Source organism: Segniliparus rugosus ATCC BAA-974 (assembly GCF_000185725.2).
GTDB lineage: Bacteria > Actinomycetota > Actinomycetes > Mycobacteriales > Mycobacteriaceae > Segniliparus > Segniliparus rugosus.
This window is the reverse complement of record NZ_KI391954.1, coordinates 995065-1021957: the sequence shown is the minus strand read 5'-3', so window position 1 is coordinate 1021957 and position 26893 is coordinate 995065. Positions and strand designations below refer to the sequence as shown.

Annotated in this window: 25 protein-coding genes and 1 pseudogene; 13 read left to right on the top strand and 13 right to left on the bottom strand. The window is 68.1% G+C overall.

The features are described from left to right. The first annotated feature begins 529 nt into the window (after positions 1 to 529). The 7 genes from HMPREF9336_RS14670 (at position 530) to mscL (ending at position 6990) form a co-directional block, all read left to right on the top strand. Positions 530 to 1840 (top strand): MFS transporter, encoded by a 1311-nt coding sequence (locus HMPREF9336_RS14670; RefSeq protein WP_007468373.1) that lies wholly within the window; start codon positions 530 to 532, stop codon positions 1838 to 1840. A gap of 55 nt (positions 1841 to 1895) precedes the next feature. After that, complete coding sequence (locus HMPREF9336_RS14665) at positions 1896 to 2426, top strand: TlpA family protein disulfide reductase (RefSeq protein ID WP_007468372.1); 531 nt, start codon at positions 1896 to 1898, stop codon at positions 2424 to 2426. A 25-nt stretch (positions 2427 to 2451) separates the two neighbouring features. After that, complete coding sequence (locus tag HMPREF9336_RS14660; RefSeq protein WP_007468370.1) at positions 2452 to 3369, top strand: cytochrome c biogenesis CcdA family protein; 918 nt, start codon at positions 2452 to 2454, stop codon at positions 3367 to 3369. A gap of 208 nt (positions 3370 to 3577) precedes the next feature. Next, positions 3578 to 5209, top strand: coding sequence for an AMP-binding protein (locus tag HMPREF9336_RS14655; RefSeq protein ID WP_021030774.1), 1632 nt, complete (start codon positions 3578 to 3580; stop codon positions 5207 to 5209). Between the two features lie 87 nt (positions 5210 to 5296). Next, positions 5297 to 5629 carry an FmdB family zinc ribbon protein gene (locus HMPREF9336_RS14650; protein WP_007468367.1) on the top strand — a complete coding sequence of 111 codons (333 nt, stop codon included), beginning with the start codon at positions 5297 to 5299 and terminating at the stop codon, positions 5627 to 5629. A gap of 103 nt (positions 5630 to 5732) precedes the next feature. Further along, positions 5733 to 6416, top strand: coding sequence for an SAF domain-containing protein (locus HMPREF9336_RS14645; protein ID WP_007468365.1), 684 nt, complete (start codon positions 5733 to 5735; stop codon positions 6414 to 6416). 115 nt (positions 6417 to 6531) lie between these two features. Further along, positions 6532 to 6990 (top strand): large-conductance mechanosensitive channel protein MscL, encoded by a 459-nt coding sequence (gene mscL, locus HMPREF9336_RS18055; protein ID WP_021030773.1) that lies wholly within the window; start codon positions 6532 to 6534, stop codon positions 6988 to 6990. Between the two features lie 125 nt (positions 6991 to 7115). Here the strand turns inward: mscL and HMPREF9336_RS19225 are convergent. From HMPREF9336_RS19225 to rpmF, 7 genes and pseudogenes are all read right to left on the bottom strand, one after another. Beyond that, a pseudogene (locus HMPREF9336_RS19225) lies at positions 7116 to 7847 on the bottom strand (MspA family porin); the annotation flags it as partial. A gap of 73 nt (positions 7848 to 7920) precedes the next feature. Continuing rightward, the gene (locus tag HMPREF9336_RS14635; RefSeq protein WP_007468360.1) at positions 7921 to 8580 is read right to left on the bottom strand and encodes an MspA family porin; all 660 of its coding nucleotides are present in this window, start codon (positions 8578 to 8580) and stop codon (positions 7921 to 7923) included. A 515-nt stretch (positions 8581 to 9095) separates the two neighbouring features. Then, the gene (locus HMPREF9336_RS14630) at positions 9096 to 9665 is read right to left on the bottom strand and encodes a MogA/MoaB family molybdenum cofactor biosynthesis protein (protein ID WP_007468358.1); all 570 of its coding nucleotides are present in this window, start codon (positions 9663 to 9665) and stop codon (positions 9096 to 9098) included. Then, a complete protein-coding gene (locus HMPREF9336_RS14625) occupies positions 9665 to 11110 on the bottom strand; it encodes a S1C family serine protease (protein ID WP_007468356.1) in 1446 nt (481 codons plus the stop codon). Before HMPREF9336_RS14625 ends, HMPREF9336_RS14630 begins: the two co-directional genes overlap by 1 nt. A 111-nt stretch (positions 11111 to 11221) precedes the next feature. Further along, complete coding sequence (locus HMPREF9336_RS14620) at positions 11222 to 12649, bottom strand: sensor histidine kinase (RefSeq protein WP_007468354.1); 1428 nt, start codon at positions 12647 to 12649, stop codon at positions 11222 to 11224. A gap of 166 nt (positions 12650 to 12815) precedes the next feature. After that, positions 12816 to 13502, bottom strand: a complete 687-nt coding sequence (locus tag HMPREF9336_RS14615; RefSeq protein ID WP_007468352.1) for a response regulator transcription factor — start codon at positions 13500 to 13502, stop codon at positions 12816 to 12818. 175 nt (positions 13503 to 13677) lie between these two features. Next, positions 13678 to 13842, bottom strand: coding sequence for a 50S ribosomal protein L32 (gene rpmF / locus HMPREF9336_RS14610; protein WP_007468350.1), 165 nt, complete (start codon positions 13840 to 13842; stop codon positions 13678 to 13680). 304 nt (positions 13843 to 14146) lie between these two features. Between rpmF and rpmB the strand changes: the two genes are divergently transcribed. The 6 genes from rpmB (at position 14147) to HMPREF9336_RS14580 (ending at position 17529) form a co-directional block, all read left to right on the top strand. Further along, the gene (rpmB, locus tag HMPREF9336_RS14605; protein WP_007468346.1) at positions 14147 to 14383 is read left to right on the top strand and encodes a 50S ribosomal protein L28; all 237 of its coding nucleotides are present in this window, start codon (positions 14147 to 14149) and stop codon (positions 14381 to 14383) included. Between the two features lie 33 nt (positions 14384 to 14416). Next, positions 14417 to 14581: a 50S ribosomal protein L33 gene (gene rpmG / locus HMPREF9336_RS14600; protein ID WP_007468344.1), complete on the top strand. Its 165-nt coding sequence runs from the start codon at positions 14417 to 14419 to the stop codon at positions 14579 to 14581. A gap of 6 nt (positions 14582 to 14587) precedes the next feature. Beyond that, positions 14588 to 14893, top strand: a complete 306-nt coding sequence (gene rpsN / locus HMPREF9336_RS14595) for a 30S ribosomal protein S14 (RefSeq protein ID WP_007468340.1) — start codon at positions 14588 to 14590, stop codon at positions 14891 to 14893. A 52-nt stretch (positions 14894 to 14945) separates the two neighbouring features. After that, positions 14946 to 15197 carry a 30S ribosomal protein S18 gene (rpsR, locus tag HMPREF9336_RS14590; RefSeq protein ID WP_007468338.1) on the top strand — a complete coding sequence of 84 codons (252 nt, stop codon included), beginning with the start codon at positions 14946 to 14948 and terminating at the stop codon, positions 15195 to 15197. A gap of 156 nt (positions 15198 to 15353) precedes the next feature. Then, a complete protein-coding gene (locus HMPREF9336_RS14585) occupies positions 15354 to 16538 on the top strand; it encodes a diaminopimelate decarboxylase family protein (protein WP_007468336.1) in 1185 nt (394 codons plus the stop codon). A gap of 313 nt (positions 16539 to 16851) precedes the next feature. Next, complete coding sequence (locus HMPREF9336_RS14580; RefSeq protein WP_021030770.1) at positions 16852 to 17529, top strand: DUF1707 SHOCT-like domain-containing protein; 678 nt, start codon at positions 16852 to 16854, stop codon at positions 17527 to 17529. Positions 17530 to 17540: 11 nt separating this feature from the next. On the opposite strand, the gene HMPREF9336_RS17640 is transcribed toward HMPREF9336_RS14580, so the two are convergent. The 6 genes from HMPREF9336_RS17640 to mfd all read right to left on the bottom strand — a co-directional run bounded on the left by HMPREF9336_RS17640 (position 17541) and on the right by mfd (position 26748). After that, positions 17541 to 18527, bottom strand: a complete 987-nt coding sequence (locus HMPREF9336_RS17640) for a CHAP domain-containing protein (protein ID WP_007468332.1) — start codon at positions 18525 to 18527, stop codon at positions 17541 to 17543. Between the two features lie 19 nt (positions 18528 to 18546). Further along, a complete protein-coding gene (locus tag HMPREF9336_RS17635) occupies positions 18547 to 19581 on the bottom strand; it encodes a hypothetical protein (protein ID WP_007468331.1) in 1035 nt (344 codons plus the stop codon). Between the two features lie 49 nt (positions 19582 to 19630). Further along, the gene (locus HMPREF9336_RS14565) at positions 19631 to 20734 is read right to left on the bottom strand and encodes a hypothetical protein (RefSeq protein WP_007468329.1); all 1104 of its coding nucleotides are present in this window, start codon (positions 20732 to 20734) and stop codon (positions 19631 to 19633) included. 400 nt (positions 20735 to 21134) lie between these two features. Beyond that, positions 21135 to 22316, bottom strand: a complete 1182-nt coding sequence (locus HMPREF9336_RS14560; RefSeq protein ID WP_007468327.1) for a class I SAM-dependent RNA methyltransferase — start codon at positions 22314 to 22316, stop codon at positions 21135 to 21137. Continuing rightward, the gene (locus tag HMPREF9336_RS18555; RefSeq protein WP_007468325.1) at positions 22313 to 23128 is read right to left on the bottom strand and encodes a lytic transglycosylase domain-containing protein; all 816 of its coding nucleotides are present in this window, start codon (positions 23126 to 23128) and stop codon (positions 22313 to 22315) included. Before HMPREF9336_RS18555 ends, HMPREF9336_RS14560 begins: the two co-directional genes overlap by 4 nt. Then, entirely contained in the window at positions 23125 to 26748 is a 3624-nt protein-coding gene (gene mfd / locus HMPREF9336_RS14550; RefSeq protein ID WP_021030768.1) for a transcription-repair coupling factor, read from the bottom strand. Before mfd ends, HMPREF9336_RS18555 begins: the two co-directional genes overlap by 4 nt. Between the last annotated feature and the right edge of the window lie 145 nt (positions 26749 to 26893).

Here is a 26893-nt window from a genome sequence, read left to right as displayed (position 1 = left end):
CCTTGGAGGGCGACCGCGCAGTAAAAGAGGAGGACGAACAGCGTCGCCCAGTGGCGGGGATGCGCCCCAGAACGCGCGCGGAAGAACTGCCATGCCCCGAGAAAAGGCAAGACAGCCGCGCCGAGCATGGCAGAGTCGAAATCACGGAAGCCATCATCGAGAACTGCCCTGGACACGCGGCCGCGAGTCCTGCCATCGGGTCGCGTCGGACTCGTTCGCAGCGCGACTCGGCTCCCCGCAGCGCGAGACCGTACGCGAGGAGCGCCAGCGCGGTCCACGAGATGAGGGCGCTCACGAGCAGCGCGACCGACGAGGCGAAAAACAGCGAGCAGGCGCAGCAAAGACGCCGGTTGCCTCGCGGGAAAGATGGGGTGGAATCCAGAGCGCGGAACAGCAATTTCTCTCTGAACTCCGACCGCTCGAGCCGATCCGCCCCAATCGGCGCGCGGACCCCGCAGCCCTCGGCCCTCAGCTCTTCGCCGCCCGTGAGGCGCGCGGGCGGAGAACGGCTGCTTATGCTGGAGCCCTCATGCCGAAGCTCCTGGCCGACATCACTCCGCTGAAAACCCCGTCGTTCCGTCGTCTGTGGGTCGCTGGCGTGGTGTCCCAGCTCGGCGCGCAATTCACCGTTGTCGCGGTGCCCGTGCAACTGTACGAGCTCACCAAAAGCTCCGCCTATGTCGGTCTCGCCGGGCTCTTCGCGCTGCTGCCGATGCTGGTCCTCGCGCCGCTCGGCGGCGTTTTGGCCGATCTCTACGACCGCAGGCGCATCCTGATCGTCACAAGCTCGGGGCTCGCGACGACCTCCGTCCTGCTCTGGGTCCAAGCCGCGCTGCCCGTCGCGAGCGGTTCGGCGCAAATCTGGCTCATCCTCGGGCTCTTCTCGCTGCAACAGGCGTTCTTCTCCGTGAACAACCCGACCCGAGGAGCCATCATCCCGCTGCTGCTCCCGCACGGGCAGTTGCCCGCCGCGAACGCGCTGAACTTCACTGTGGTGGGGCTGACCACCTTCGTCGGGCCGATGCTGGGCGGAGTCCTGTTGAACGTCCCCGGAGTCGGCCTCTCCCGGCTTTATCTCATCGACGCCGTGACCGTGTGCGCGACGATCAGCGCGGCGGTCCGGCTGCCGAATCTGCGCCAGAGCCTGCCGGGCAACGCCGCAGATCGCCGCGTGGGCCCCGACAGCGCCGGAGCCAAGGCGCGCGAGGCCATCAAAGCTCTGGCCGACGGCTTCTCCCACTTGCGGGCGGACCAAATCCTGCTCGCCACCTTCGTCGTCGACCTCATCGCCATGATCTTCGGGATGCCTCGAGCGCTTTTCCCCGAAATAGCCCACACAGTCCTCGGCGACCCCATCCACGGGGGAACGCACCTGGGCCTGCTCTACGCCGCGGTGCCGGTCGGCGCGTTCCTCGGCGGGCTCTTCTCCGGGTGGGTTCCCCACGTGCGCAGGCAAGGGCTCGCGATCATCCTCGCCATCGCCGCCTGGGGGATCGGCGTCGCCGGGTTCGGCGGGGCTCTCTCCGTCTGGGGCGCGGCGGGGTTCTGGGCCGCGTTCGCCTGTCTCGCCGTCGCGGGCCTCGCCGACACGTTCTCCAGCGTGTTCCGGTCCACGATGCTCCAGGCCGCCGCGCCCGACGAGCTGCGCGGACGAATGCAAGGCGTGTTCTTCCTCGTGGTGGCGGGCGGCCCGCGCGTCGCCGACTTGCTGCACGGCTACGGCTCGACCGTCCTCGGCCCGATCGGAGCCGCCGCGGTCGGCGGAGTCCTCGTGGTCGTCGGCATCGCAGTTGCCGCGCTGGCCCTCCCCCGCTTCACCGCCTATCGCTCCGACGCGTGAGACGCGTCGGAGCCGTTGCGCGTTCCTCGCTCCGCGCCAGCCTAAGCTTGTCGCCATGAGTGCAACGACGACTCTGCGGCGATCCTGGGCGCGCGCTGCGTCCTTCTCCCTGCTCGCCTTGCTCGCCGCGGCCCTCGTGCCCGCAGCGGCAGCGGCCCCTGCCCCGCAGCAGCTCCAGTTCCACGCGACGACGTTGGACGGCAAGCCATTCAACGGGCTGGACTACGCGGGCAAGCCGGTCGTGTTGTGGTTCTGGGCCTCATGGTGCCCCGAATGCATGCAGGAGGCGCAGCATGTTGCGCGCGCGGCGGCGGCGAACCCCCAGGTGGCCTTCATCGGGATCGCGGGCAAGTCGAGGGCGCCCTCGGAGGGGGAGGCGCTCGCGCAGATCAGGAGTTTCGTCCAAAAGTACGGGCTGGGCGGCATCACACAGGTCACCGACCTGAGGGGCGAGGCGTTCTTCCGCTCCAACGTCACCGCGATCCCCACCTTCGTCTTCCTCAAGCCCACCGGCGAGGCCTCGTCGCTCTCCGACGTGGTCTCCGAACAAGCCCTCTCTGAGCGGGCTCGGCAAACGCTGAGCTGACGCGGGAAGAAGAACGAGCCATCACATGGAACTGACCCACACCCAGATCCTCTACTACGCCTTCATCCAGGGGTTGGTCGGCGCGCTCAACCCTTGCGGTTTCGCCATGCTCCCGGCCTATCTCTCCCTCGTCGTCCTCGGCGAGGACACCACGCAAGAAGGCAGGCGGTCGTTGTCCTCGGCGCTGCGCGCGCTCGTGGCCACTGCCGCCATGGCGCTGGGCTTCGTCCTGGTCTTCGGTTCCTTCGGCCTGCTCTCGGATTCTCTTTCCTGGCGGATCCAGCGCTACCTCCCGGCCGCGACCATGGTCGTCGGCGCGACGATGATCGTGCTCGGGCTGTGGTTCCTCTGGCGGATACTGCGCGGCAATGAAGTGGTGGTCCGGCTGCCGAAATGGTCAGGCGGGACTCCGACTGCCCGGATCGGCTCGATGTTCGGGTACGGCGTCGCGTACGCCATCTCGTCGCTGTCCTGCGGCTTCGGCTCGTTCGTCACGGTGATCAGCCTGACTTTCCGGTCCGGGGCGAACAATTTGGGGCTGCTGGCCTGCCTCGCCTATGCGGGCGGCATGACCGCCGTGGTGGGCTCGCTCGCCGTCTCCGCGGCCCTGGCCCACAACGTGATCTCCGCCGCCCTGCGCTGGGTCCTGCCGTACATCAGCATCATCAGCGCCGCGCTCGTCGTCGCCACCGGCCTGTACGTCGGCTACTACGGCTGGTACGAATACCGTCTGTTCCAGGCGAACGGCGATCCGAACAACCCGCTCATCTCCATGGCGCTCGCCGTGCAGAGCTGGCTCGCCGCCGCGGTCAACGCTTTCTCCGCATGGCAGTGGGTCGCGATCCTCCTGGCCCTCCTGGTCCTCGCCGGAGTCTGGACGGCGGTCGTCCGGCTTTGGCTGCCCCGCCAAGACCTGGTCGACTCGACCGGCCCGGACGCGTAGCCGCGAAACTACCCCGGACCCTCGGTCCGCGAAACCTTTGCGATAGCCTCATGAGAACGCGCGCGGCGTGATGGCGCGCACAGGAAGGCTGTATGGGCGAGTTGGACAATCCGCAGACGCGAGGGCTCTGGACGAGTCCGGACGCGCGTTCGGCCCTCGGGCCTCGCGCGCGGACAGCAGCCGACGACGAGAAGACGGGAGCGTGACCATGCCTTGGCTCGACAAAGAGGATCTCCGCCAGCTCGGAGCCGCAGGAACCGCAGTGCTGCGTTCGAAAATGCTGGTCCCGCCCGGTCCTCGCGCAGCGAGCAGGATGTTCTCAGCGTTCTGGCGCTTCGGCCCGACCGCGGCCCTGCCGATCGCCATCTCCGCCGCCCGCTGGCCGGAGCGCGTCGCGCTGGTGGACGACGACGGCAAGCTGACGTACCGCGATCTCGTCGGCGAGAGCGAAGCCCTCGCTGACGCGCTGGCCGCCTCCTACCAAGAGCTCCAAAGCCGTCGTGCCCACTCGGTCGGCGTGTTCTGCCGCAATCACCGGGGCTTCGTCATCGCCCTGCTCGCGGGCTGCCTGCTCGGCAAAGAAATCGTGTTCATCAACTACGACCTCACCGCCAAACAGCTCGCCCCCCTGCTCTCGCGCCACGGCATCGACCTCATGCTGCACGACGAGGATCTCGGGCAGACGCTCGACGAAGCCGGCTACACCGGGCGAAGGGCGGTCCCCACAGATCCCTCAGCCGTCCCGAGGAAGACCGCCGGACGGCGGCGGCGCACGCCGTCCCTGCTTCCGGTGGAAATGACCCTGCTGACCTCCGGCACCACCGGAGCCCCGAAAGGGGTGCCCAGGGCGATCCGGCCCGTCGCGGGCCTGTTCACCCTCGCCTCGGCGCTCGCAGCAACGCGACTGCGCTCGGGACAAGTCGCCGCAGTGACCAGCCCGCTCTTCCACGGGCTCGGGATCGCGGCGGGCCTTGGCTTCCTCGCCCTCGGCGACACCGTGCTCATCCGCCGCCGGTACTCCGCCGACCTGCTCTATCGGGACATCGAGGAGCACGGGGTCGAAGTGATCATGACGGTCCCCACCGTCCTCGCCCGGCTGACCGAGGCCGCGCGCGCTGCGGAGCGCGCACGCGACATGTCCTCGCTCAAACTGGTGCTTTCCGGGGGCGCGCTCCTGCCCGCCCCGGTGGTCCGCGATTTCACCGCCGCGTTCGGCCCGGTTGCGGTCAACGGCTACGGCACCACCGAACTCGGGATCATCTCGTTCGCCGACCCGAGAGACCTCGCCGAGGAGCCCGCGACCGTCGGCAGGCCCATCGTCGGCGCGTCGGTGAAGATCCTGCGCCCCGACCGCACCGAGGCCGCCGTCGGCGAGTCCGGAGTCATCTTCGCGAAAGGCACTGCGGCCTATGCGGGCTACACGCCGGACCCGAACGCGAAAGTCAAGGCGAAAGAAGTCGTCGCCGGCCATATCTCCACCGGAGACATGGGGCATTTCGACGCCAAAGGCCTGCTGTACGTGGACGGCAGGGAGGACGACATGATCGTCTCGGGCGGCGAGAACATCTTCCCGAGCGAGGTCGAGGAGGCGCTGCTCGCCCATCCATCGGTCGCGGACGCCGCCGTCGTCGGCGTTCCTGACTCCGAGTTCGGACAATGCCTGCGGGCCTTCCTCGTGCTGCGGCAGGGGGCCGCGCGTGTCGAAGACGACGCGCTCAAGGCGTTCCTGCGCGATTCGCTCGAGCGCTACAAGATCCCCAAGCAATTCCACGTGCTGCCGGAGCTGCCTCGCAACCCGTCGGGCAAAGTGCTCCGGACGACCCTGGCGACGCTCGATTAGTCCGGACGAGAGGACCGCCTCCTGGACGCAGCCCTCTCGCCCGAGCGAATCTGGCACTCTGTTCTCGAGACTGCTAAAATCCGTGGTATGCCGACCTATTCGTATGCCTGCACCCAATGCGATAACCGCTTCGACATCGTGCAGTCCTTCTCCGATCCTTCGTTGACCGTGTGCGAGCAATGCCAAGGACGGCTGCGCAAAGTCTTCGACTCGGTCGGCGTGGTCTTCAAGGGCAGCGGTTTCTACCGCACCGACGCGCGGGGCTCGGGCGGCGCTTCCACGAACTCCAGCAAGCCTTCGAGCGAGAGCGCGAGTAGCTCCTCAGCCGCAGCCCCGGCCACGTCAACCGCGTCCAGCGCGGGTTCGAGCTCTCCGGGCTCCAGCTCGGGAAGCGCATCGGCTCCCGCCGCCGCGAGCTAATCGCGGGAGCCTCGTCCGACTCCCCTGTGGAGAACACGCATTCGTTGTCCACAACCGCCGTGAAACGCCGAGCGCGAGCCCTCGAGCGGATTAGGGTCGAGCCATGGGCACATCCGCACATTTTTCGACATTCACCGCGTGGTACGCAAGGTTGAGCTGGTGGCGGCTCGTCGCAGCCCGTCGGATCGCCGCAACGTTGCTGCTCCTGCTCGCCGCCGGTCTTGCCGTCCGGGCGCAGCTGCATCCCGGCGAACTCCCCGTGGTCGTCGCGGCGCACGATCTCAAGCCAGGGGCCGCGCTGCTGCCCGCCGACCTCGGGATCCGTCGCCTTCCGCCCGACCAAGTCCCCGAGGGCGCCGCCACCGCGGCGGAGCAGCTCGTCGGACGGACCGTCGCAGGCCCCGTCCGGACCGGCGAGACGCTCACGGACGCACGCGTGATCGCGCCAAGGCTCGCCCAGCTCGCGACCTCCGTCCCAGAGGCCCGAATCGTGCCCGTCCGTCTTCCCGACCAGGCGCTCGCCGATATGCTCCGGCCCGGCGACGTCGTGGACGTGATCACCGTGCCGCAACGCCAATCGGGATTGCCGGAAGACGCCACGACGAAGCAAACCGGGCTCAGGCCTCCCGAAGTGCTCGCACGGGGGGCCGTGGTGCTGCTCGTCTCCGAGCCGGAGCGCTCCCGCTCCCCGGAGGGACGCGTCGCCCTGATCGCCATGGCGGACAAACCGGCGCAGACGGTCGCCGCCGCGACCCTGGTCCAGCCCGTCACAGTGATCTTGCGCTGAGGACGGGCGAACCCCATCCGTCCGTGCTCTTTCCCTGCTAGCGTGAAGAAGCCGAGATCGCACACCCCCTCGGCGATCCCTCATTTTGTCGAAAGGAACAACAGGAGCCATGGCTGTGTTAGGCGGTTTTAAGAAATTCCTCTTGCGGGGCAACGTCGTCGATCTCGCTGTCGCGGTGGTGGTCGGAGCTGCGTTCACCGCTATTGTCACCGCATTCACCAATAAGATCATTCAGCCGCTCATCGCTGTCCTCGGCGGCGACCACGCGACCGCCGGGCTGGGCTTCAAGATCCTCAAAGACAATCCCGCCACGTTCTTGGACTTCGGCGCGGTCATCTCCGCGGCGATCAACTTCATCCTGGTCGCGGCCATCATCTACTTCTTCATCGTGCTGCCGCTCAACACGCTCACCGATCTGCGTAAGACGAAAGAAATTCCCGAGTCCGAAGCGCCGCCCTCGGAGATCGAGCTTCTCGAGCAAATCCGCGACCTTCTCGCCGCGCAGACGAAAGCCGCGTCGGCCCAAGGCGGCCTGCACGCCGCAGCTCCCGAAAAGAGCGACCCCTCGTTCTGATCCCAAGGCCCGACCGAAACGAAAAGAAGGAGGTCTTCCGCTCGGCGAGCGGAAGACCTCCTTCTTTCTCTTGCAGGCTTCTTCCTGATTTCCAGCCCGGAATCAGCCAATGCTGAAGGGGGCCCCCAGATCATGATGAACGCCATGGTCTTGGAGTTCTTGATACGCACACGCGTGTAAGGCCGCGCCTGGGCGTACCCGGCGCAACCGTCCACCTTGAACGTCACATCCGTGTAGCTGATCCCGCCGTGGTTGCCCGCGAACGCGAAGTAAGAGTCAAAGGTCTGGTTGCCGTAGTCGTCCGGCTCCTCGATCCGCAGCATCGGGTAGTCCACCGCCTGGCCAGGTCCGATGGAGAACCCGATGCTCCCGCTCGGCAAGTACGACGAGGCGACCGGGCCGAGCGCGGTGCCGACCCCCTGCAGGTTCTGCGCGTTCAGCGCCCCGCCGATCGCAGCCGCGTTCAGCCCGGTGCCGGTGTTGCCGGTGCCGCCGTTGAACGAGCCGCCCGCCTGCGCGCCGAAGGTGAACTGGCAGCCGACGATGTAGCCGGGGGTGATGCGGCCCTCGTCGCTATGCCCCTCGATATCCACCCGCACCGTGCCGTTCGCCCACATGTTCCGCGAAGTCTGCACCGCCACCATCGCAGGCGAGATGATCGCGTACTGGTCGCGAACCGACAACGTCACCGCTGTCCCGTCCGGCAGCGTCTGCGTGATCGAGTCGTCCGGCAAATCCACCGTGTTGTCCGCGAACGCCGCCCCTGAGGACGAGAGCACCGCACCCCACGCGCTCAGCCCGGCGGTCAACCCCGCCAGCGCGCGCCGCACGCCGCGCGCATGTTTCCAGCTTCCCATAATGATGGTCTCCTTTGCTCCCGTATGTGCCTTACGTCGTTGTCGTGAGGTCTCGCTTCTGCGGCCTTCGAGGTCAGCCCATGTTGAACGGAGTGCCATAGACCGTGTTCAGTACATAGAAGTTACTCGGGACCTGGACGATCGCGTAGGCGCGCGCCGCCGCGTAACCGCCGCAAAGCTGCGTGGTGAGACCGACGTCGGTGTACTGCAAGTAATACTCCCCCGCGCCCAAGGTGTCGCGATAGGCGATCTCGATGCGGGCCACCTGCCCGGGGTTGAGCGGGATGGTGAGGCTGCCGCCGACGCCGACTCCGAGCCCGTTCAGCGTCCCCGCGAAGTTCAGGCCAGCGCTGAGGCCCTGGATGTTCACCTGGCAGCCGACATCGTATCCGCTGCGGATGATGATGCCGTACTGGTTGTAGTTGTTCGTGAGTTCGAGCGGGCTCTTCCCGTCCACAGCGGGCCCGGTGATCCTCGCGTAGATAGTCCCGCTCGTCCAAGCCGTCCGCCCCGCGCCGTTCGCCGAAAGGTCCTGCGACACCAGCACGTGGTTGTCGTAGAACTTCAGATCCACATAGGTGCCCTCGTCGTTCGTGACGCTGCGCTCCGCGTCGTCCAGGTCGTACCAGACATCCGCGTGGGCCAGATTCGCGTCGAAAGCGCCCCAGCCGAGCGCAAGCGCACCAGCCGCGAGCATCGTCGCGCACCGGCGGACGCGTCCTTGAGCTTTCATAGACCTGATTCTCCTCAAATCACACTGGTGGATTAACAGTTCGGCTGTTCTCGCTGTTGTCTTGGGCTGGGTCCGGCAGCAGTTCCGCAGCGCCGCGGAGCCATCATTATTCCGACCCGTTCCGGTACGTTATCAAATCGTGATCCCCACAAGACGACCGGACCTCCGGAGCCTTTGGATAGCGAGGCCGGGGGCAACGGCAGCTCAACGCCGTTCCCGATCGCTTCCGCGCGGGCTGACCACAAATCCAACAACGGCGACCACAAATCGTGGCCGCCGTCGCACTTGGGCCGAACCGTTACTAGAGCGTCATCGATCTAGCAATCAGATCGTTGCACACCTCGCCCAGATCGGTAAGGCGGAAACGGGGCATTTAAAGTGATTAATATCACAAAGTGAACAAAGAAGTGGGTTGGATCATAGGCAAATGCCACAGTCGTAGAATGCACTGCCGCAACTTGCGCAACAGAAACAAAATACCGATTCCCTCCGGTCGATATTTGTTCACCTAATGTTCAGTCGTCCAGCACCGAAAGTTGATGAATGACGTTCTCCGCCAGAGGGATCAAGGTGGCCATCCCGTCCCGAACGGCTGGCCGCGTCCCGGCGAGGTTCACCACGAGCGTGCTGCCCGACACTCCTGCAGCCCCGCGCGATATGCCCGCCTCGATCGATCCGGCCGACAGTCCGGAAGCGCGCAACGCCTGTTCGATGCCGGGCAGCTGCAAATCTATGAGCTCCAAAGTCGCCTCCGGCGTCACGTCCCGATCGGACACCCCCACGCCGCCGACCGAAACCACCAGGTCAACGCCGCCGATCACGGCGGTGTTGAGCGCGTTTCTGATGTCCGCCATATCGGAGGGGACCACGACGATCGCGTCGACGTGGAAACCCCCCTCGTTCAGAAGCTCCTTCACCAACGCGCCGAGCTGGTCCTCTGGGTGGCCTGACGCGGCCCGATCATCCACCACCACGACTAACGCCCGACCGATCGCCTTCGACACATGCACCACGGTTGACACCGTAGCCGACAGGTCCGACGCCTGGGCCTTTGGGTGAACAGAGATCTTCGAGCGCTCCGACATCACGACATCCCCAGCGTGACCGGCACGGTGCGCTCCGACCCGCCTGGAGAGCCGTCGGTGTATGTGATCTGGATCTTCTCCCCAGGGTCGTGCGCCCGGACTGCCGCCACCAATGCCACCGTGCCGTCGATCGGACGACCGTCGACCTTCGTGATGACCGACCCAACGGAGAGCCCTGCGGTCTCCGCCCCGCTGCCGGAGTTGACTCCGAGCACGCTGACGCCGTGGACCGCCGCTGCGGGATCCGTCCCCCGGACCGTGACCCCCAGCGAAGCATGCGTCGCCTTGCCGTTCTGGATCAACTGGTCCGAGACGTGCTTGGCCAAGTCGATCGGGATCGCGAAACCGAGCCCGATCGATCCGGACTGGCCCTCCCGCTCGCCGAGGGTGTAGATCATGAAATTGATCCCGACCACTTCGCCCTGCATGTTCACCAACGCCCCGCCCGAGTTGCCGGGGTTGATCGACGCGTCCGTCTGGATCGCCTCCAGCGCGCTCGTCCTCCCGCTGCCCTCGTCGCCGCCCGCGGCGACAGGACGTCGCAGAGCGCTCACGATGCCCCGCGTGACAGTCCCCTCCAAGCCCATCGGAGAGCCAATGGCGACCACGTCCTGGCCGACCGCCAGTTTCGCCGAGGAGCCCAGTTTCGCGGTCGGGAGGTCCGATCTGCCTTTCGCCTGGATCACCGCGAGGTCGGTGTCCGGGTCGGCCGCCACCACCGAGGCGGACAGGGTCGTGCCGTCGTGCAGATGCACCTGCATGACCGCCCCGCCCCTCGAAGCGTCCGTCACGACATGGTTGTTCGTGAGGATCTTGCCGTCCGCGCTGAGGATCACGCCCGAACCGGTGATATGTCCGTCCGGGACGACCACCTCGATCTGGACTACTTCGGGTTGGACCAGAGCAGCCACTTCCGCGACCGTCATCGGCCGTCCGCTGGCGGCGGCTGGAAGGCCTTTATTCCCCAAAATCCCCCGGTCGCCGCCGTCTGGCAAGGCTGAGTGCAGTCCCCCCCGATGGTCGAGCGCGTACACAAGGCCCGCTCCCCCCACAGCGCCCGCGCCGGTGGCGAAGACCGCCAGCAGGGCAGTCAGCCCCAGCGCCCGGCCCGCGCGGCCCTTCGGCTTCGCCTGCGCGGCGGCCGGGGCGTGGGAAGCAGGGGCGTGGGAGAAGAAGGCCGAGGTGTGCGAGGACGGGCCAGGGGCCGCGTGGTGCGCCGTCCACGGGGCGAAGCTCTGCGGTTGCGGCGCGGAGCCCTGGGCGGAAGCAGCCTGACCCGGGCGAGACCACATCCAGTGCTCCGCCGGAGCCTGGGCGGGCGCGGGAGGCTCCTGGGCCTGCTCGGGCAAAGGCGCAGTCGCCTCCGGGCCGTGCTGGGCGGCCTGCTGGGACTGCGGTCCATCCGGCTGGGGCTGGGAAGCTGCGGCGTTCGAGTCTTCGCTCATTCTCACTCGTCTCATGTCAGTTGCTACCTGGGGGTTGCGACCATGATGGAGCCCCAAGCTAAATGTCAGCTAAGAGTCAGACTAGCGAGATCCTGAGAAGTTGGCTAGCGGTTAGACCTGTTCGTGACCTGGGCTCTCTTCGGGGACCGCGAGCGTCGGGCTGCCGGGGAAGACCATTCGCACCAACGCACCGCCGCTCGGCGAGGATTCTGCGGACACGCTCCCACCGTGCCGGGCCATGACCTGCTTGACGATCGCGAGCCCGAGCCCTGACCCCGGCATCGAGCGGGCGGACGTGGCCCGGTAGAACCGCTCGAAGACAAGCGCCCTGTCTTCCTCCGGGATGCCGGGCCCCTCGTCCGCGACAACGAGTTCGACCAGCCGGGGAGCGCCGCCGACGGCTTCGGGCGGAGGCTCGACCTCGCGCAGCCGCACCTCGACCCTGCCCCCCGCCGGGCTCCACTTCGCCGCGTTGTCGAGCACGTTGAGCACGCCCCGCGCCACGCTCGCCGGGTCGCCTCGCAGGAACCACGGCGAGAGGCGGACGTCGAACTCCACATCCCCACGCCTGCGGCGCACCCGCTCCACGCAGCTGTCGACGACCTCGCTGAGGTCCACCTGTCCTTCTGCCGGATCCGGCGCGTCCTCTCTCGCGAGGTCGACCAAGTCCGCCACCAAGGTCGAGAACTCCTCGATTTGGGCGAGCACGTCGGCGCGCAGATCCGCCATGTCCTTCTCCGACACGGGCGCGGCTCCCTCCTGCGACGAGGCGATGAGCAGCTCCACGTTCGTGCGCAGCGACGTGAGCGGCGTGCGCAGCTCATGGCCCGCGTCCTCGACGAGGCGTTTTTGCCGGAATCTCGACTCCGCGAGCGCGCGCAGCATGGCGTTGAAGCTCTCGGTCAGACGGGCCAGCTCGTCGTGCCCGCTGACCGGTATCGGCGTCAAGTCGTTGGTCCGGGCGATCCGCTCGGCCGCGGCGGTGAGCCGCCCGACCGGAGCGAGGCCGGTCGCGGCGACGGCGAGCCCCATCACTGCCGCGACGACGACCCCGCACAGGCCGACCAGCACGGAGATCCACGCCAGACGGTCGGTCAGCTCGTCGATCGGCGCGAGCGGGCGGGCCAGAATGAGCGTCTCGCCCTCCGGCAGCTTGTGCGCGAGCACTCGTTGTCCCCGGAACGTCCGCAGCGACTCCGCCCGCAGCCCGTGCGCCACCTCGCGCTCCGCTGAGCCGAAGGGGACTTGGCCGAATTCGAACGCCTGGCCGTCCTCGCGCACCAGCATCACGTTGAACATCTCGTCTCCGACAATCGGAGCCTCCGCCGACTGCAGGACCGCGCGGGTCTGGTCCACCGAGCCGATCATGAGCGCCTCGCGGGCCCGCAGCTGCTCGTCCACGTTGTCGTACAGAGCCCGGCTCACGACGATATACGCCGTGACCGTCAGCACCACCACGGCCGCCGCCACCAAAGACGCGGACAGGATCCCGAGCCGCGCCCGCAACGTGATGTTCCGCTGCCGCCATGGCGTGGTCATTCCGCGATCTCGCTCGGTTGAGGCGCAACCGCTTCAGCCCCCGCCGATCCAGATCGATGAGATGCAAGGCGGCAGGGCGTGTGGTGCGCGACGAGCGGAGTGCCAGCGGAACCGCGCATGAGCGCCCGACAGCGCGGCAGATCGCGATCTGGGCGGTGAGTTTTGATCATGGGGGGGTTTCGCGCAGCACGTAGCCAACGCCCCGGACTGTGTGGATCAGCCTGTTCTCGCCCTCTGCTTCCGTCTTCCTGCGGAGATAGCCGATATAGACCTCAAGGGCGTTGCCCGAGGTCGGGAAGTCGTACCCCCAGACCTCCTCCAGCAAGCGGGTCCGGGTCAGCACCCGCCTCGGATTCTCCATGAGCATTTCGAGCAGGGCGAACTCGGTGCGGGTCAGACTGATCTCGCGCTCGCCCCGACGCACATCGCGCGTGGCCGGGTCGAGGCTGAGGTCTTGGAAGGTCAAGGCTTCCACGCCCGGCTCCAACTGCGGGGTGCGGCGGCGCAGCAACGCCCGCACGCGGGCGAGGAGTTCTTCGAGCGCGAACGGCTTCGGCAAATAATCGTCCGCCCCGGCGTCGAGGCCCGCGACCCTCTCGGAAACGGTGTCTCTCGCGGTGAGCACCAGAATGGGCAGATCGTCGCCAGAGCCGCGCAACCTGCGGCACACTTCGAGCCCGTCCAAACCAGGCATCATCACATCGAGCACCATCGCGTCCGGACGGTCCTCCAGGATTTGCGAGAGCGCTTCGATCCCGTTCTCCGCAGTCCGCACCGAATAACCGTTGAACGACAACGACCGCCGCAACGAGTCGCGCACGGCACGATCGTCGTCGACCACAAGGATGTCCATGATCGATAGTTTGCCTATCTGAGCTGAGACAGAGCTAAGAAGCTACGCAAGAGGCGGCCAACCCCGCCCTGCCGATCCAGACGGATCCGGACGCAAGGCCGAGGACGGCGCGCGCAGCCGGAGCGGGGTAAGGAGCGCCGCGCTTGCGGGGCCGGGCGCTCGGCAGGCCGACGGCCTAGACCTCGACGTAGCCCAGGTGCACGGCCTTGACGAGACGACGGGGGACGCGCACGTCCTGGCCCGCGACGCGGACGGTCACCAGGTCGACAGCGGCGGCCTTCCACTGCGAGCGGCGGGCACGGGTGTTGGAGCGCGACTTGCGCCGCTTGGGGACAGCCATCTCTTCGGATCCTCTTCGTCGGTTTTTCTCGTGTCGTTTCGCTTCGTGTCGCGCGCCGTCAAACGCGCGTTCACGCTGTTGATGGGCATCTTCGCCGACCCCGCGCCCCCGTCCGGGAGCGTGTCGGAACCAGCTGAATTGCTCTCACCTGCCGTTACAGGGTACAGTATTGCAAGCACATTCACGAAACCGAGCTGAGACGTGCCCTCAGCCGGGGGTTGAGAATGTCCTGAACAGGCGAAATGATACGCTACGGCGATCAGCCCCGTCGACACGAGCTTTAATTTTGAAGGAGCACTGACGCATGTCCGCACACTGCCAGGTCACTGGCCGCCAGCCCGGATTCGGCATGGCGGTGTCGCACTCCCATCGTCGGACCAACCGCCGGTGGAACCCCAACATCCAGCGCCGTCGTTACTTCCTGCCCAGCGAAGGGCGGACGATCACCCTCAACGTGTCGGCCAAGGGAATCAAGACCATCGACCGCAAAGGCATTGAGACCGTGGTGGCCGAGCTTCGCGCCAAAGGCGTGAAGGTCTAGGCGCCGGACTCGAAGGATTAGGGAGACAACACCATGGCCAAGAACGAGGTCCGTCCGATCATCAAGCTGAAGTCCACGGCGGGTACCGGGTACACCTATGTCACCCGGAAGAACCGGCGTAACGACCCTGACCGGATCGTGCTCAAGAAGTACGACCCGGTCGCCCGCAAGCACGTCGAGTTTCGAGAGGAGCGCTGATCGCACATGGCGAGCAGAGCCAAGATTGTGAAGAACGAGAAGCGCGCCGAGATCGTCGCGCGTTACGCCGAGCGTCGCGCGGAGCTCAAGGAGATCATCCGCAACCCGCAGAGCACCGACGAGGCCCGCGAGGAGGCTCAGGCCGCGCTGCACAAGCTCCCCCGCGACGCGAGCCCCATCCGGCTGCGCAACCGCGACGCCTCTGACGGCCGCCCGCGCGCGTACCTCCGGAAGTTCGGCCTCTCCCGCGTCCGGATGCGCGAGCTCGCGCACCGGGGCGAGCTGCCCGGCGTCCACAAGTCCAGCTGGTAATCAGCTAGCCGCCGACTGACCATTACGACGTAAAGAAACGAGTGAGCAAAGCATGGCCCGCAAGCCTCCTGTGAAGAAGCTCCGTGTCGCCGAGATCCGGAAGCCGAAGAAGAACCCGTTGAAGGCGCAAGGCGTGGAGCACGTGGACTACAAGGACACGAACCTCCTGCGCACGTTCATCTCCGAGCGCGGCAAGATCCGTTCCCGCCGCGTGACCGGCCTGACCCCGCGCCAGCAGCGCGATGTGGCGGTCGCCGTGAAGAACGCTCGCGAGATGGCGCTGCTCCCCTTCACCAACAAGTGAGCCGTCGCCGCGTCCCCGCGGCGGACACAGCGAAGGAGCCCTCCCGGCCGGGAGGGCTCCTTCGCTTTTCCACGGCCTTCGTCAAGATCCCGTTAGGGATGTCAAAATCCCATCAATACGGCCCACGTGCGGTTCCTTCGGGCGTATGAATGTCCCGTGACTTTGCTCGAGCTCTGCCCCTCGCTCCGGGCCGCCGCCCGGCCTCGGTTCGACCATCGGGCGTGGCCCGCCACGTTGCGGTGCGACGAAGACGGCAGACCTGCCGTCGGCGGCTGCGGCCTGACCGATCTGGCCGATCAGTTCGGCACCGCGTGCGACGTCATCGACGAGGCCGAGGTCCGAGCCCACGCCAAGGCGTACCGCGCCGCCCTTCCCCACGGGGAGATCGCGTATTCCGGCCGCGCCTTGCTCACCCCCGCGATAGCCGGGTGGCTCGCCGACGAGGGGCTCTCGCTCGACGTCGGCTCTCCCGACGAGCTCGGAGCCGCTCTTCGAGGCGGGTTCCCCGCGTCGAGGATCATCGCGGGCGGCGCGGTCAAGACGCGGGAGGAGCTCGCCGCCGCCCTCGCCGCGAGAGTCGGGCGGATCAGCGTCGACACCTTCGACGAGCTCGCCTGGCTGGCCTCGCGCGTCGACCGGCCGCAGCAGATCCTTTTACGGGTCGGCCTCTCCGACGAACTCGAGCAAGCCTTCGGCTTCCCGTTGTCCGGTTTGGCCGAAGAGGCTTGGCTGCGCGCGTCGCGCCAGAAGCATCTGCGCGTCGTCGGGCTGCACTGCCACGTCAGCTCGGGCACGCACGACCAAGCGCAGGGCGCCCTGCTCGAGTTCCTCGACCGTATGCGCGCGGCGCACGGCTTCGTCGCGGAGCAGATCAACCTCGGCGGCGGCGTGTCGGTGGAGACCGCAAGGGCGCTCGCCGAAGCAGCCGTTCCTCGGCCGCTCCCCCGCCTGGTCGTCGAACCCGGCCAAGGCGTCGTCGGCCAGGCTGGCGTGCGCCTGGTCCGGGTCATCGCCAAAAGCGTCGGCGCGCACGGCGAGCCGTGCGCGCACGTCGACGGGCCGTTGCCGACCGCAGGAGCCCTGCCGCGCTCCTGCCCCGGAGCGGATCTGGACGAGTGCCGTTTGGTCAACCGGCACTCGCTCGCCGCCGATGTGCCCACTCGGCTGCTCTCCCGGCCCCGCAGCGAACACCACTGCCCTGCGGAGACCGCCGTCGTCGCGCTCCCGGCGGACGCGCGCGCGGGCGACTTGATCGCCTTCCCCGGCGTCGGAGCCTACGCGCGCGACAGAGCGGTGGGCGCGCTCGTCGGGGTCAGAGCCGGAACTCCGACGAGGGTGTAGCCGGGCGGGGCCCTGTGCGGCCGAATCGGGTCCGCGTTCTCACAAGCGTCAGACGCTGCGTCGTCCTATACCTGAAGCCAGAGGGCTCCTCGGAAATCATCGACACGTCATGCCGTATTCACCCGGGCAGGCCGCCCGGCTGATCGCAGACGACGGGGCTTTCGCCTCCGACGGCGACGGGACAGCGCTGAAAGAGACGGGATCGCGCCGAAAGACCTGCCCCGAGGCGGCTGGAAGAAATCTCGAACGGATATTTTCACGCTGAGCTGACCGGGTTCTGGCGGAACCTGCTGGCCAGCGGTATTCTGTGATGATGACCGACGGCCATCTCCCATCCGGGCGCCCCGCGCGGAACCGGCCGCTTCCCGAAGCGCTCGCCCAGTTCCGCTCCGGCCCGACCGCCTACCGCGCCTCGGACATGGACCGTGAGCAAGTGACCCAGTTGCTCGGCAGGGCCATGGGAGCGGGCCAGATCGACATCCACGAGTTCGAGCGGCGCACGAAGGCGGTGTACGCCGCGAAAACGCACAGCGAGCTCGAAGCGGTGACCTGCGACCTGAGCGTCCACGCGCTCGCCGCCCCGCTGGCCGTGGTCCCCGGATCCGGCCCCAAGCTCGTCACGCTGTTCGGCGTGTTCGGCGGGTTCCGCCGCCGGGGGCACTGGGTGGTGCCGCAGACGCTCAATGTGTTCGTCTTCTTCGGCGGCGGCTTCCTCGATCTGCGCGAGGCCTCGTTCGTCTCCCCCGACGCGCGGATCAACGTCTGGTCGTTGTTCGGACGGACGAAAGTCATCGTCCCGCACGAGCTCGACCTTCGCGTCGAGGGCATTGAAGTGCTCGGCGAATTCGAGGACAAGGCGAGCGGCTCCGGCGAGACCGGTCGCCCCAAAGTCGTGGTCAACGGTGTCTCGATGCTCAGCGGCGTGCACGTGGAACGCCCGTACGGCAAGGGCAAGGCGATGCTCAAGAAAATCCTCAAGGGCGGGCGCTGAGCCGCCTGGGGCTAACGGGGCGGCACCAAGTACACGATGTTGCCGTAAGGGTTGCCGTAGCTGATCCGCTGCGTCCCGTCCGCGTTGACGTTGTTCGAACCGATCAGAGTGATATGGCCGCCGTTGTTGCTCGCGACGAGCTCGGTGTGCTGGCTCCCGTTGATGATCGCGACCGCGCCGGGCGGCGGGTTGCTGGTGACCTGCCAGCCTTGGGCTTGCAGCCGCGCGGAGAGGTCCGCGACTCCGTTCGTGTGCCAGTCGATCATCCCCGACTGCCGCAGGACGGCCGAGACGAAGTTCGCGCAGCAAATGTCGCTGGGGATGCCCGGGTCCATGCCGATGCCCGCGCCCTTGAGGTCTGAGGCGTTGCGTCCGAGGTAGCCCCTCGCGATGTCGAAGGTGGAGCCGGTCGGACCGCCCGGCCCGCCGACGGGCGGCGGCCCGTCGGCGTCGGCCTGGCCGTCTCCCTCGTGCTGGCCGTCTTTTCGCCGCTGGTCCTCGTCGCCCGCGACTTCCTCGATGGCTTTGCGCGCCTGGTCCGCCGCGCTCTTGTCCGCCGCGTCCCACGCGTTCACCACGTCGACGACCCTGGACTGGAGCTCTTTCGCGTCGGAAACCACCCGCATGGTCAGCCGGGTCGGACGTTCGGGCCGCAGGCTCCAGTCGTCGTTGACCCCGTAGCCCAACGCCTCGGCCAATTGCAGTGTGGAGCGCACGTTGTTCGTCGCGGCGGTCATCTCGCTCGCGGCGCTCGTCAGGCCGGACTGGATCCTCGTCAGATTGTCCAGCTCCCGGTGCAAGTCCGCCGCCTTCGCGACGACAAGCTCCCGCGTCGTGTCCCCGAGCTGCCCCAACAACAGCGAGTCCACCGTCCGCTGCGCGCCCTCGATCTGCGCCACCGCGCCGCCGAGACGGCCCGCGAGCGCTCCGACCGTCTGGACGGCCTGTTCCAGGACGGCCGGCCTCATCTGGTCGAATTGCGATTTCGTCGGTCTCATATTCCCTCTTCTCCTCTCGTCACAGGATTTGCGCCCGGTCTGCGGCCGCCCCGGCGGTTTCCCCGCCAGCCGAGGCGCGCTGCCCGGAACTGTGCTGCTCGAAGAACTGGGCGGCCTGCGCGTACGGGTCCATCATGGTCTGCACGTCCGCGTGGACTCCGCCCTCGTGCGGGAAGAGGCCGATCATGCTCTGGTCGTTGGAAAGCCACGGCGATCCGTCCGGCTTCTTGTCCGCGTATTGCAACGACTCCGGGTACTCTGTGCTCCCGTAATTGTGCAAACCGCTCTCGCGCAACGCGGTCTGCAGCGCGGACTGGACATCGCCGTCGCTCACGCCCAGCTGCTTGCCCGCTTCGATGATGGCCTTCGCGTTCTTGGTCTGCTCCGGCGACAGCTTCACCTCGCGTCCGTCCGGACCCATGATCGACATCGTGTCCCCGTCGCCGTCTCCGGTCTGATCCTCGACCGGTTGGGCCGCGTCCTGGGCTCCGGGCAGCCCCTCGCCTTCCGAGGGCTGCCCCTCGCCTTGCTCGCCCGAGCCAGACGGCGCGCCCGAGCCGGAATCGCCGCTCGGCGCGCCGCCGCTGGCGGATCCTCCTCCGCTCGGCGCGCCGCCGCCCGAGGAACCTCCCCCGGAGTCGCCGCCCCCTGAGCCGCCTCTGTCGGAGCCCGATCCTCCGCCGGAGGCGCCGCCGCCCGCGTCGGCGGGGGCTCCGCCCTGCTCGGGCGCTTCTTGGGCCAGGGCCGCCGCAGCGTCGTGGTCGACTTGGGCGATCTGGTCGAGCGCGCCGAGCAGCTTGCCGGAGAGATCCTCGAGCCACTGCCCTTGGTTCTGCAACGCGCCTTTGAGCGTCTCGTCGACATTCGCCACGCCCTTTTCGGTGTCGGTGCCCGGCAGTCCGCCGGAAACCGACTCCGAAATCGAGGTGTTCGCCTGCAGCCCCGTGATCGTGTCGCCAGCCTCGCGGAATTGCAGCGCCGCTATGCGCAACGCGTCGAGGTCTTTGATCGACAGCACGCCCGGCCGCCCGCCGGGATCAGCGCCGTTGTTCATCGTCTCTCCCCTTCTCTTTGTTCTGTGCCTGATAGTTTCCGGGCCGAAGTCACCCGTCCGCGCCCTTCTGCTCCCCGGCCACGCGCCCGCTCAAGACCATGCGCGTCGCCTGCAAGTCTTCGCCGACGCACGCATGCTCGTACGCCAGCTCGGCGAGATGGCTCTTGCCTGGCGGGATGTCGCCCAGCCGCAGGCGCAACAGGATCGCGATCATGGCGCACACCCTGGCCGCGTAGAACGGCCAGGCGTAGCCATGGCCCGCGCTCAACAACATGGCCTCCTGGAACGTCGGCGCGGGCGAATACAAATCGAGCGATCCGAGCCGGGAGTCCGGCACGCGCCGCGCTTGCGCCTGCGCGGCGAGCCTTGCTCCCTCCTGCCAGACGAGTTGGAAGCCTCGCGCGTCGGCCCTGCCCGACCGAAGGCCGTCCAGCACGCAGGAAATCTGGGGGCTCTGTTGGCGGAACGCGCACAGCTCCGCCGCGCTCAACGTCAAATCCAGACCCGCGAGCCAACGTTCTTGGACCGGTATTCTCGCGATGACCGCCTCGGTCGCGCCGCCGTCGACTGCGGCGATCCGGGTCGCGGCCTTAGCCGTCGCGTCGGAGACGGCGCTGCCGCACGGCGCGCCCTCGGCGCACAGCATGTTGCGCAGCTGCGCGACCGCCTCCCCAACAGGACGGCTGCTGACGAGGCTGATCAGCCTGATCTCCGGGCGCGACGAGCGCAGCGCGAGGCAATGGTCGGCGAGCGTGCGCGCCGGGTTCTCCAGACCCAGCCACGGCCCGAGCTCCCCGTCCGCGACAGCAGGGCCGAAGACGTGCCGCAACCGCGCGTCCCATTGCAGTCCGGGAGGGAGGAATCCCGCCCCCTCGTTGCTCACCGCGTAGAACCGTGTCGCGCCCGCGTCCTCGTACGCGCTCACCGCCCAGTCGATCCCCGGATAGGAGCGCGACTGCGCGACCAGGTCCGCCACCATGGCCGCCGCCGTCCGCGCCGCGTCCACGCGGGAGAGGCCAGTCGGATCAGAGGCCCGCTGCGGCTTCGAGACTGGCGCGGGCCTGTGTTGCGCGCTGGCCCGCTTGATCTTCTCCTCGTCGTCGAAATACCCCCAACGCCGCCGGTCCGAGTACGCGTACCAGTCGCTCTTCATACGTCACGCCACCCCTGTGGCGGCGAGAGGAGAACGTGCGGACGGCCATGCCATGCGCGACGCGGGCAGCGCGCAACGCTCCACAGCACCGCGCATGACGACCTCCTCCCAGGACTCCGCCTTCCAAACTTCGCAGAACTGGCGCTTTGCGAATTGCAGACAATGTATCCCGAGGGGGTTCGTCCGTCAATACTTTCGCGAAGTCCCGCAAGTCATGCCCTCCCCGAGTCCGAGTTCGAGCCGGCAAGGGTGGCAAGGGAAATGGGCGCTGTTCCCGCCCGGCAGTTCTTTCATTTTTTCTTTTTCTTTGCGATGGGCGGCACTCGCTAGTGAAGTCAAACTTATGGACGAGAGCGCTGGAATCGTCTTGGGGGAAGTGTTGCAGAGCCTGCCCGCGCCGTCATCGCTCTAGCAGCGCAAAACACTCCACATGATGCGTCAACGGGAACGCGTCGAACACGCGGATCTCACGAACGGTGTAGCCGTGCTCGACATAGAGCCCCACATCGCGACTAAACGCCGCCGTCTCGCAGCCGACGTGGATGATCCGATCAGTCCCTGCCAGCGCCGCGACCACCGCCCGGCCCGCTCCCGAGCGCGGCGGGTCAACGACTGCGACCTGGGCTCGCGGCAGATCCGGCAAAATTTTCTCGGTTGAGCCGGAAAGCACCTCGACATGCCGCAGATCGGCGAGCGATTCGACGGCGGCTCGGCTCGACGCGCCCGCTGAATCCACGGTGAACACGCGACCGGTCGGCCCGACCGCCTGCGCGAGCACAGACGCGAACAGTCCTGCGCCGCCGTAGAGATCCCAGGCGACGGAGCCAGAGCGGTCCGCTTCGGGCAAATCGCCCGTCCACTGCGCCACCAGCGCCGCATACCGGCGCGCCGCCTCCCGATGGGGCTGCCAGAACGCTCGGACCGGAAGCCGCCACGCCCGATCGCCCACACGCTGAACAGCATGCCCAGACCCTGCGAGGTTTCGCCTGCCGCGTTTCCGGTCCGCGAGTTGGACGTGCCGCGTCTGCTCGTCGTCCACGGCCACGAGGATCTCCGCGCCGACGGGGAACCGCCGCCGTTCAAGCCCGTCCAAAGAGCCGGGAGCCGGCTGCGGGCACTGGAGCTCGTGCGTCAGCTCGTCGCTGTGGTAGCGGCGGAAACCGGCGCGCCCGGACTCGTCCACGGCGAGGCGCACCCTGGTGCGCCAGCCGGTCGGAGCCCCCAACGCCTCGGCTTCGCCTTCCCATTCGACCCCGCCCAGCTTGGCGAGCTGTTCGGAGACCACGCGGCCTTTGAGCGAGCGTGCGGCTTCCGGATCGAGGAAAGCGAGGTCGCAGCATCCCGACCCGTGCTTCTCGGCGATCGGGCAGAGCGAGGGCCGCCGATGCGGCGAAGCCTCGAGGACCTCCACGAGGTCGGCGTGCCAGTACGAGCCCTTGTCCTTCACGACACGGGCGCGAACGGCTTCGCCTGGCAGCGCGCCGCGCACGAAGACCGCCCGGTTCTCGTGCCTGCCGACAGCGCTGCCGCCGTTGGCGAGGCTCTGCGTCGAAAGCTCGACAATACGCTCCGCCACGGTCAAAAGCCGCCGCCGCCGGCGTACGTCGCGGCCCGTCTGCGCACGTCGAGGAGGTAGGCAGGCGAGTCGTTGTAGGCGCGCAGCGCGTCCCGCCAGCCTTTCGGGGTCGTCATGTCCCCTCCTCGCGAGCACAGGTAGTGCGCGGCGGTGGCGGCGGCGTCGTCGATATTGTCCGGGTCGTAAACGCCATCCGCGTTGCCGTCCACTTTGTTGCGGTCCCACGTCTCCGGGATGAATTGGAACGGGCCTTTCGCCCGGACATAGATCGGCGGGCCGTCCGGGTTGGGCGGCTCGTAGGTGTCCACCATCTTCACGGTCCCGTCGGTGCCGTCGAGCGCATGGCCCCGGATCTTGGGCCGGACGTCCCCGTTCGGGGCGATGGTGGCGTTGCCGTGCTCGCCGTTCGCGCTCTCCTTCGACGCGATCCCCGCCAATGTCGTCCACGCGATGCCGCATTCGGGATCGTTCTGCCGGGCGAGGACGACCGCGTTCGCATACGCCATGAGCGCTCGTTTCGGGATCCGGGTGTGCCGGGAGATGGGCTCGGCCCATTCGGCGAACAGTTGCGCGGTCGGGGTCTTCGGATGCGGTCCGAAGAGGTTCGGCACCGCTTCGCCCTTCGGCGGCGGCGTCACCTCGATGAGCGGGCGTTCCTGGGTGGACGACACGTACACGAGCGCGACGACGGCGAGCATACCGACGCAGAAGGCTCCCGGCCAGAGCCAGCGGCCACGTCGCGGCTCCGCCGCCGAGGCGGCGTGCGCGGGCTGGATGTGCCTTGGCGTGCGCAGCTCGGAATCTCGCAGTTCAGTCATCGCGCGCCTCCGAGAGAGGCAGCCGCAGCGCCTTGCGTCTGAGCCGCAGGCGCGGCGTGGATCGCGCCCACCACCCGGCGCACGAAGTCGATCAGCGCCGAGCCGCCCGCGTCCTCGGCGGCCTTGCCCGCGCCCGCCGAGGGCAGCGGGACGGTGAGCACCCCGGAGGCAGCGCGCCACTGCGAGCCGGGGAACAACCGCGTGAGCCGGACCTGCTGCGAGTCCAGCAGCGTCACCGGGGAGAGCCGCAGCCGCCGCCCCGACACCGCCGCTTCGGTGATCGAGTGACGGCGGCAGAGGAGTTTGAGCTCGGCGATCTCCCGCAGCAGGGCGACCTCTGGCGGGATCGGGCCGTAGCGGTCTTCGAGCTCGGCGATCTTCGCTTGCACCTGCGCGTGGTCCTCGGCGGCGGCGAGGCCTCGGTACGCTTCGAGCCGGAGCCGCTCGCTCGCGACGTACGAGACCGGGATGTGCGCGTCCACCGGCAGGTCGATGCGCACCTCGACGGGCGTGGCCGGGATCTCTTTCCCGTCGAGCACGGCCCGGTACGCGGTCACCGCCTCGCCCACAAGACGGACGTAGAGGTCGAAGCCGACCCCGGCGATATGCCCGGACTGCTCAAGGCCGAGCACGTTGCCCGCGCCCCGGATCTCCAAATCCCTCATCGCGACGGCCATGCCCGAGCCGAGCGAGGAGTGCTGCGCGATGGTGGCCAGGCGCTCGTGCGCGGTCTCCGACAGCGAGCGCTCCGGGTCGTAGAGGAAGTACGCGAACGCCCGCTCCCCGCCCCGGCCGACGCGTCCGCGCAGCTGATGCAGCTGGGAGAGGCCGAGGGTGTCCGCGCGCTCCACGATGAGCGTGTTCGCGTTGGCGATGTCCAGCCCGGATTCGACGATCGTGGTGCAGACCAGGATGTCGTGCTCCCCGCGCCAGAACGCCTCGGCGGTCGCCTCCAGCGCCTCTTCTCCCATTTGGCCGTGCGCGACTGCCACCCGCGCCTCGGGGACGAGCTCTTTCAGGCGCGCGGCGGTCTTCTCGATGGAGCTCACCCGGTTGTGGATGTAGAAGACTTGGCCGTCGCGCACCAATTCGCGGCGCAGCGCGGCGGCGACCTGCTTCTCGTCGTGGGCTCCGACGTAGGTGAGCACGGGGAAGCGCTCCTCCGGCGGGGTGAGGATCGTGGACATGTCGCGGATGCCCGTCAGGCTCATCTCCAGCGTCCGGGGGATCGGGGTGGCCGAGAGGGTCAGCACGTCCACGTTCACCCGAAGCGCTTTGATGTGCTCTTTGTGCTCGACCCCGAAGCGCTGCTCCTCGTCGACGATCACGAGGCCGAGGTCCTTGAACCGCACTTTCGACTGCAGCACGCGGTGCGTCCCGACGAGGACGTCAACCTCGCCCTCCGCGACGCCCGCGAGCGTCTCTTTCGCCTCCGCCGGGTCGGTGAACCGGGACAGGCCCTTGACCTTGACCGGGAAGGGGGCCATCCGCTCGGAGAAGGTCCGCAGATGCTGGTCTGAGAGGAGGGTCGTGGGCGAGAGGACCACGACCTGTTTGCCGTCCTGCACCGCTTTGAACGCTGCCCGGACGGCGATCTCGGTCTTGCCGAAGCCGACATCGCCGCAAACTACCCGGTCCATCGGGACTTCGCGCTCCATGTCCGCCTTCACCTCGGCGATCGTGGTCAGCTGGTCCGGGGTCGGCGCGTGCGCGAACGCCCCCTCAAGCTCCGCCTGCCACGGGCTGTCCGGGCCGAAGGCGTGGCCTTTCGCGGTCTGCCGCGCGGCGTAGAGCTGGACGAGCTGTCCGGCGATCTCGCGCACCGCCTTGCGGGCTTGGCGTTTGGTGTTCGACCAGTCCGAACCGCCCATCTTCGACAGCGCCGGGGACTCCCCGCCGACGTAGCGGGAGAGCTGGTCGAGTGCGTCCATCGGGACGTAGAGCCGGTCCGGCGGGTGGCCGCGCTTGCTGGAGGCGTATTCGACCACGACGTATTCGCGCCTGGCCCCGGCCACCGTGCGCTCCACGAGCTCGACGAACCGCCCCACGCCGTGCTGGTCGTGCACCACGAAGTCGCCCGTTTTGAGCGCGAGCGGGTCGACTTGGTCCCGCCTGCGGACGCCGAGGCGCTTGGGCGGGCCGATGTTCGTCGTCTTCGAGCCGGTCAGCTCGGCTTCGGTCAGGACGAGCACATCCGGCGGGGCCGTGCCTCTGCCGCCGGCGGGCGGGGCCAGCCGGACGCCCTGCGCCAGCGCGCCGCGCAGGACGGTCACGACCCCGGTGTGCGGCGTCTCGCCCGAAGCTCCTGCCCGCACTGGCAGGTCCGCCGCGCGCAACTGCTCGACGACGCGCTGCACGGTGCCTTGGCCCTGCGCCACCACCACCGCGACGCCGTTGCCGTTCAATTGGGCGCGCAACGCCGCGACAACGGATTCGAGCGCCGGTTCGCCAGGCCGGGCGATTTCCGGCACGGTCAGGCCCAGTTCGATCTGCCGCGAGCTGGGCAGCGCGGAGACTTCCCACACCGCGCAGCCCGCCGCCCTCGCGTCTTCCCGCAGGGAGGCGACATCCCGGTAGGCACTGCCGTCGCCGTCTATCGGGACCGAGTCTTCCGAAGCGACCTGCCAGGCGGCGGCGCGGAACTCCTCGTCGGTCCGGATCAGGTCGGCGGCGCGGGCGATCACTCGCTCGATGTCGCCGAGGAGCAGCTGCGTCCCCGGCCCGAGCAGCGCCACGACGCTGCTGAGCGCGTCGGCCGCCAAAACGTCCCGCAACGCCTCGGCCCCCGGCGCGACGACGCCTTCGGCGAGCTTGGCGAGGGCCTCGGCTATCGGCGCTGGCAGCCCTCCCCTCGCGGCCAGCTCCCCGGCGCGCTCCCGGACCGGCGCGGTGAGCAGCAGCTCCCGGACCGGCGGCGCGATGAGCTCGGCCCGCTCCGATTCGGGGCTGCTCTCCGAAGCCGCGCCCAACGAGCGTTGGTCGATCACGGAGAAAGAGCGCAGCTCGGTGATCTCGTCCCCCCAGAACTGCACCCGGACCGGATGGTCGTCCAATGGGGAGAACACGTCGAGGATGCCGCCTCTGACCGCGAAATCGCCTCGTTCGGCGACCAAGTCCACTCGCGTGTAGCCCAACGCGGTCAGCCGCTCTGCGAGCAGGGTGAGGTCCTGCTCGTCGCCGACCCGGAGCCGCGCGGGCGCGACGTCGAGCACAGCGGGGTCCAGCGGTTGGATGAACGAGCGCACGCTCATGACCGCGATGTCGGGAGCCTGTCCGTCTTCTCTGCCGAGAAACCTGCGCAATCCCCAAAGCCGCTCGCCGACGGCCCGCAGGCTCGGCGAGAGCCGCTCGTGCGGCAACGTCTCCCACGCCGGGACGAAGACGACCCGATGCTTTCCGAGCAGGTCCGTCAGCTCCTGCGAGAGCGTTCCAGCCTCCCGCTCCCCCGGCGTGACGACCAGCGTCCTGCCTCGCTGCGCCACCGCAGCGGCGACGAAAGCCGCCGCGCCCGAGGGGGCGAGGATCTCACCTCCTCGAAGCCCTTCGGCCTCGAGGACTGCACCGAGGGGCCGCGCGATGAGAGCCTCGAGCCCGGCAAGGGGCAGGGAAGGCTCAGACACGTGAAAGACACTCCTTCGGTACACAGGCTCCGCCGAGTCGGCGCTCAACGGGCCTCAACGCCACAGACTCCGCCGCGCAGCAGGGCCTGGAGCTGCTCTCTGAAAGTCCGTGAGGCGTATACGTCTCTAGGTGGTGGCCAGTCCG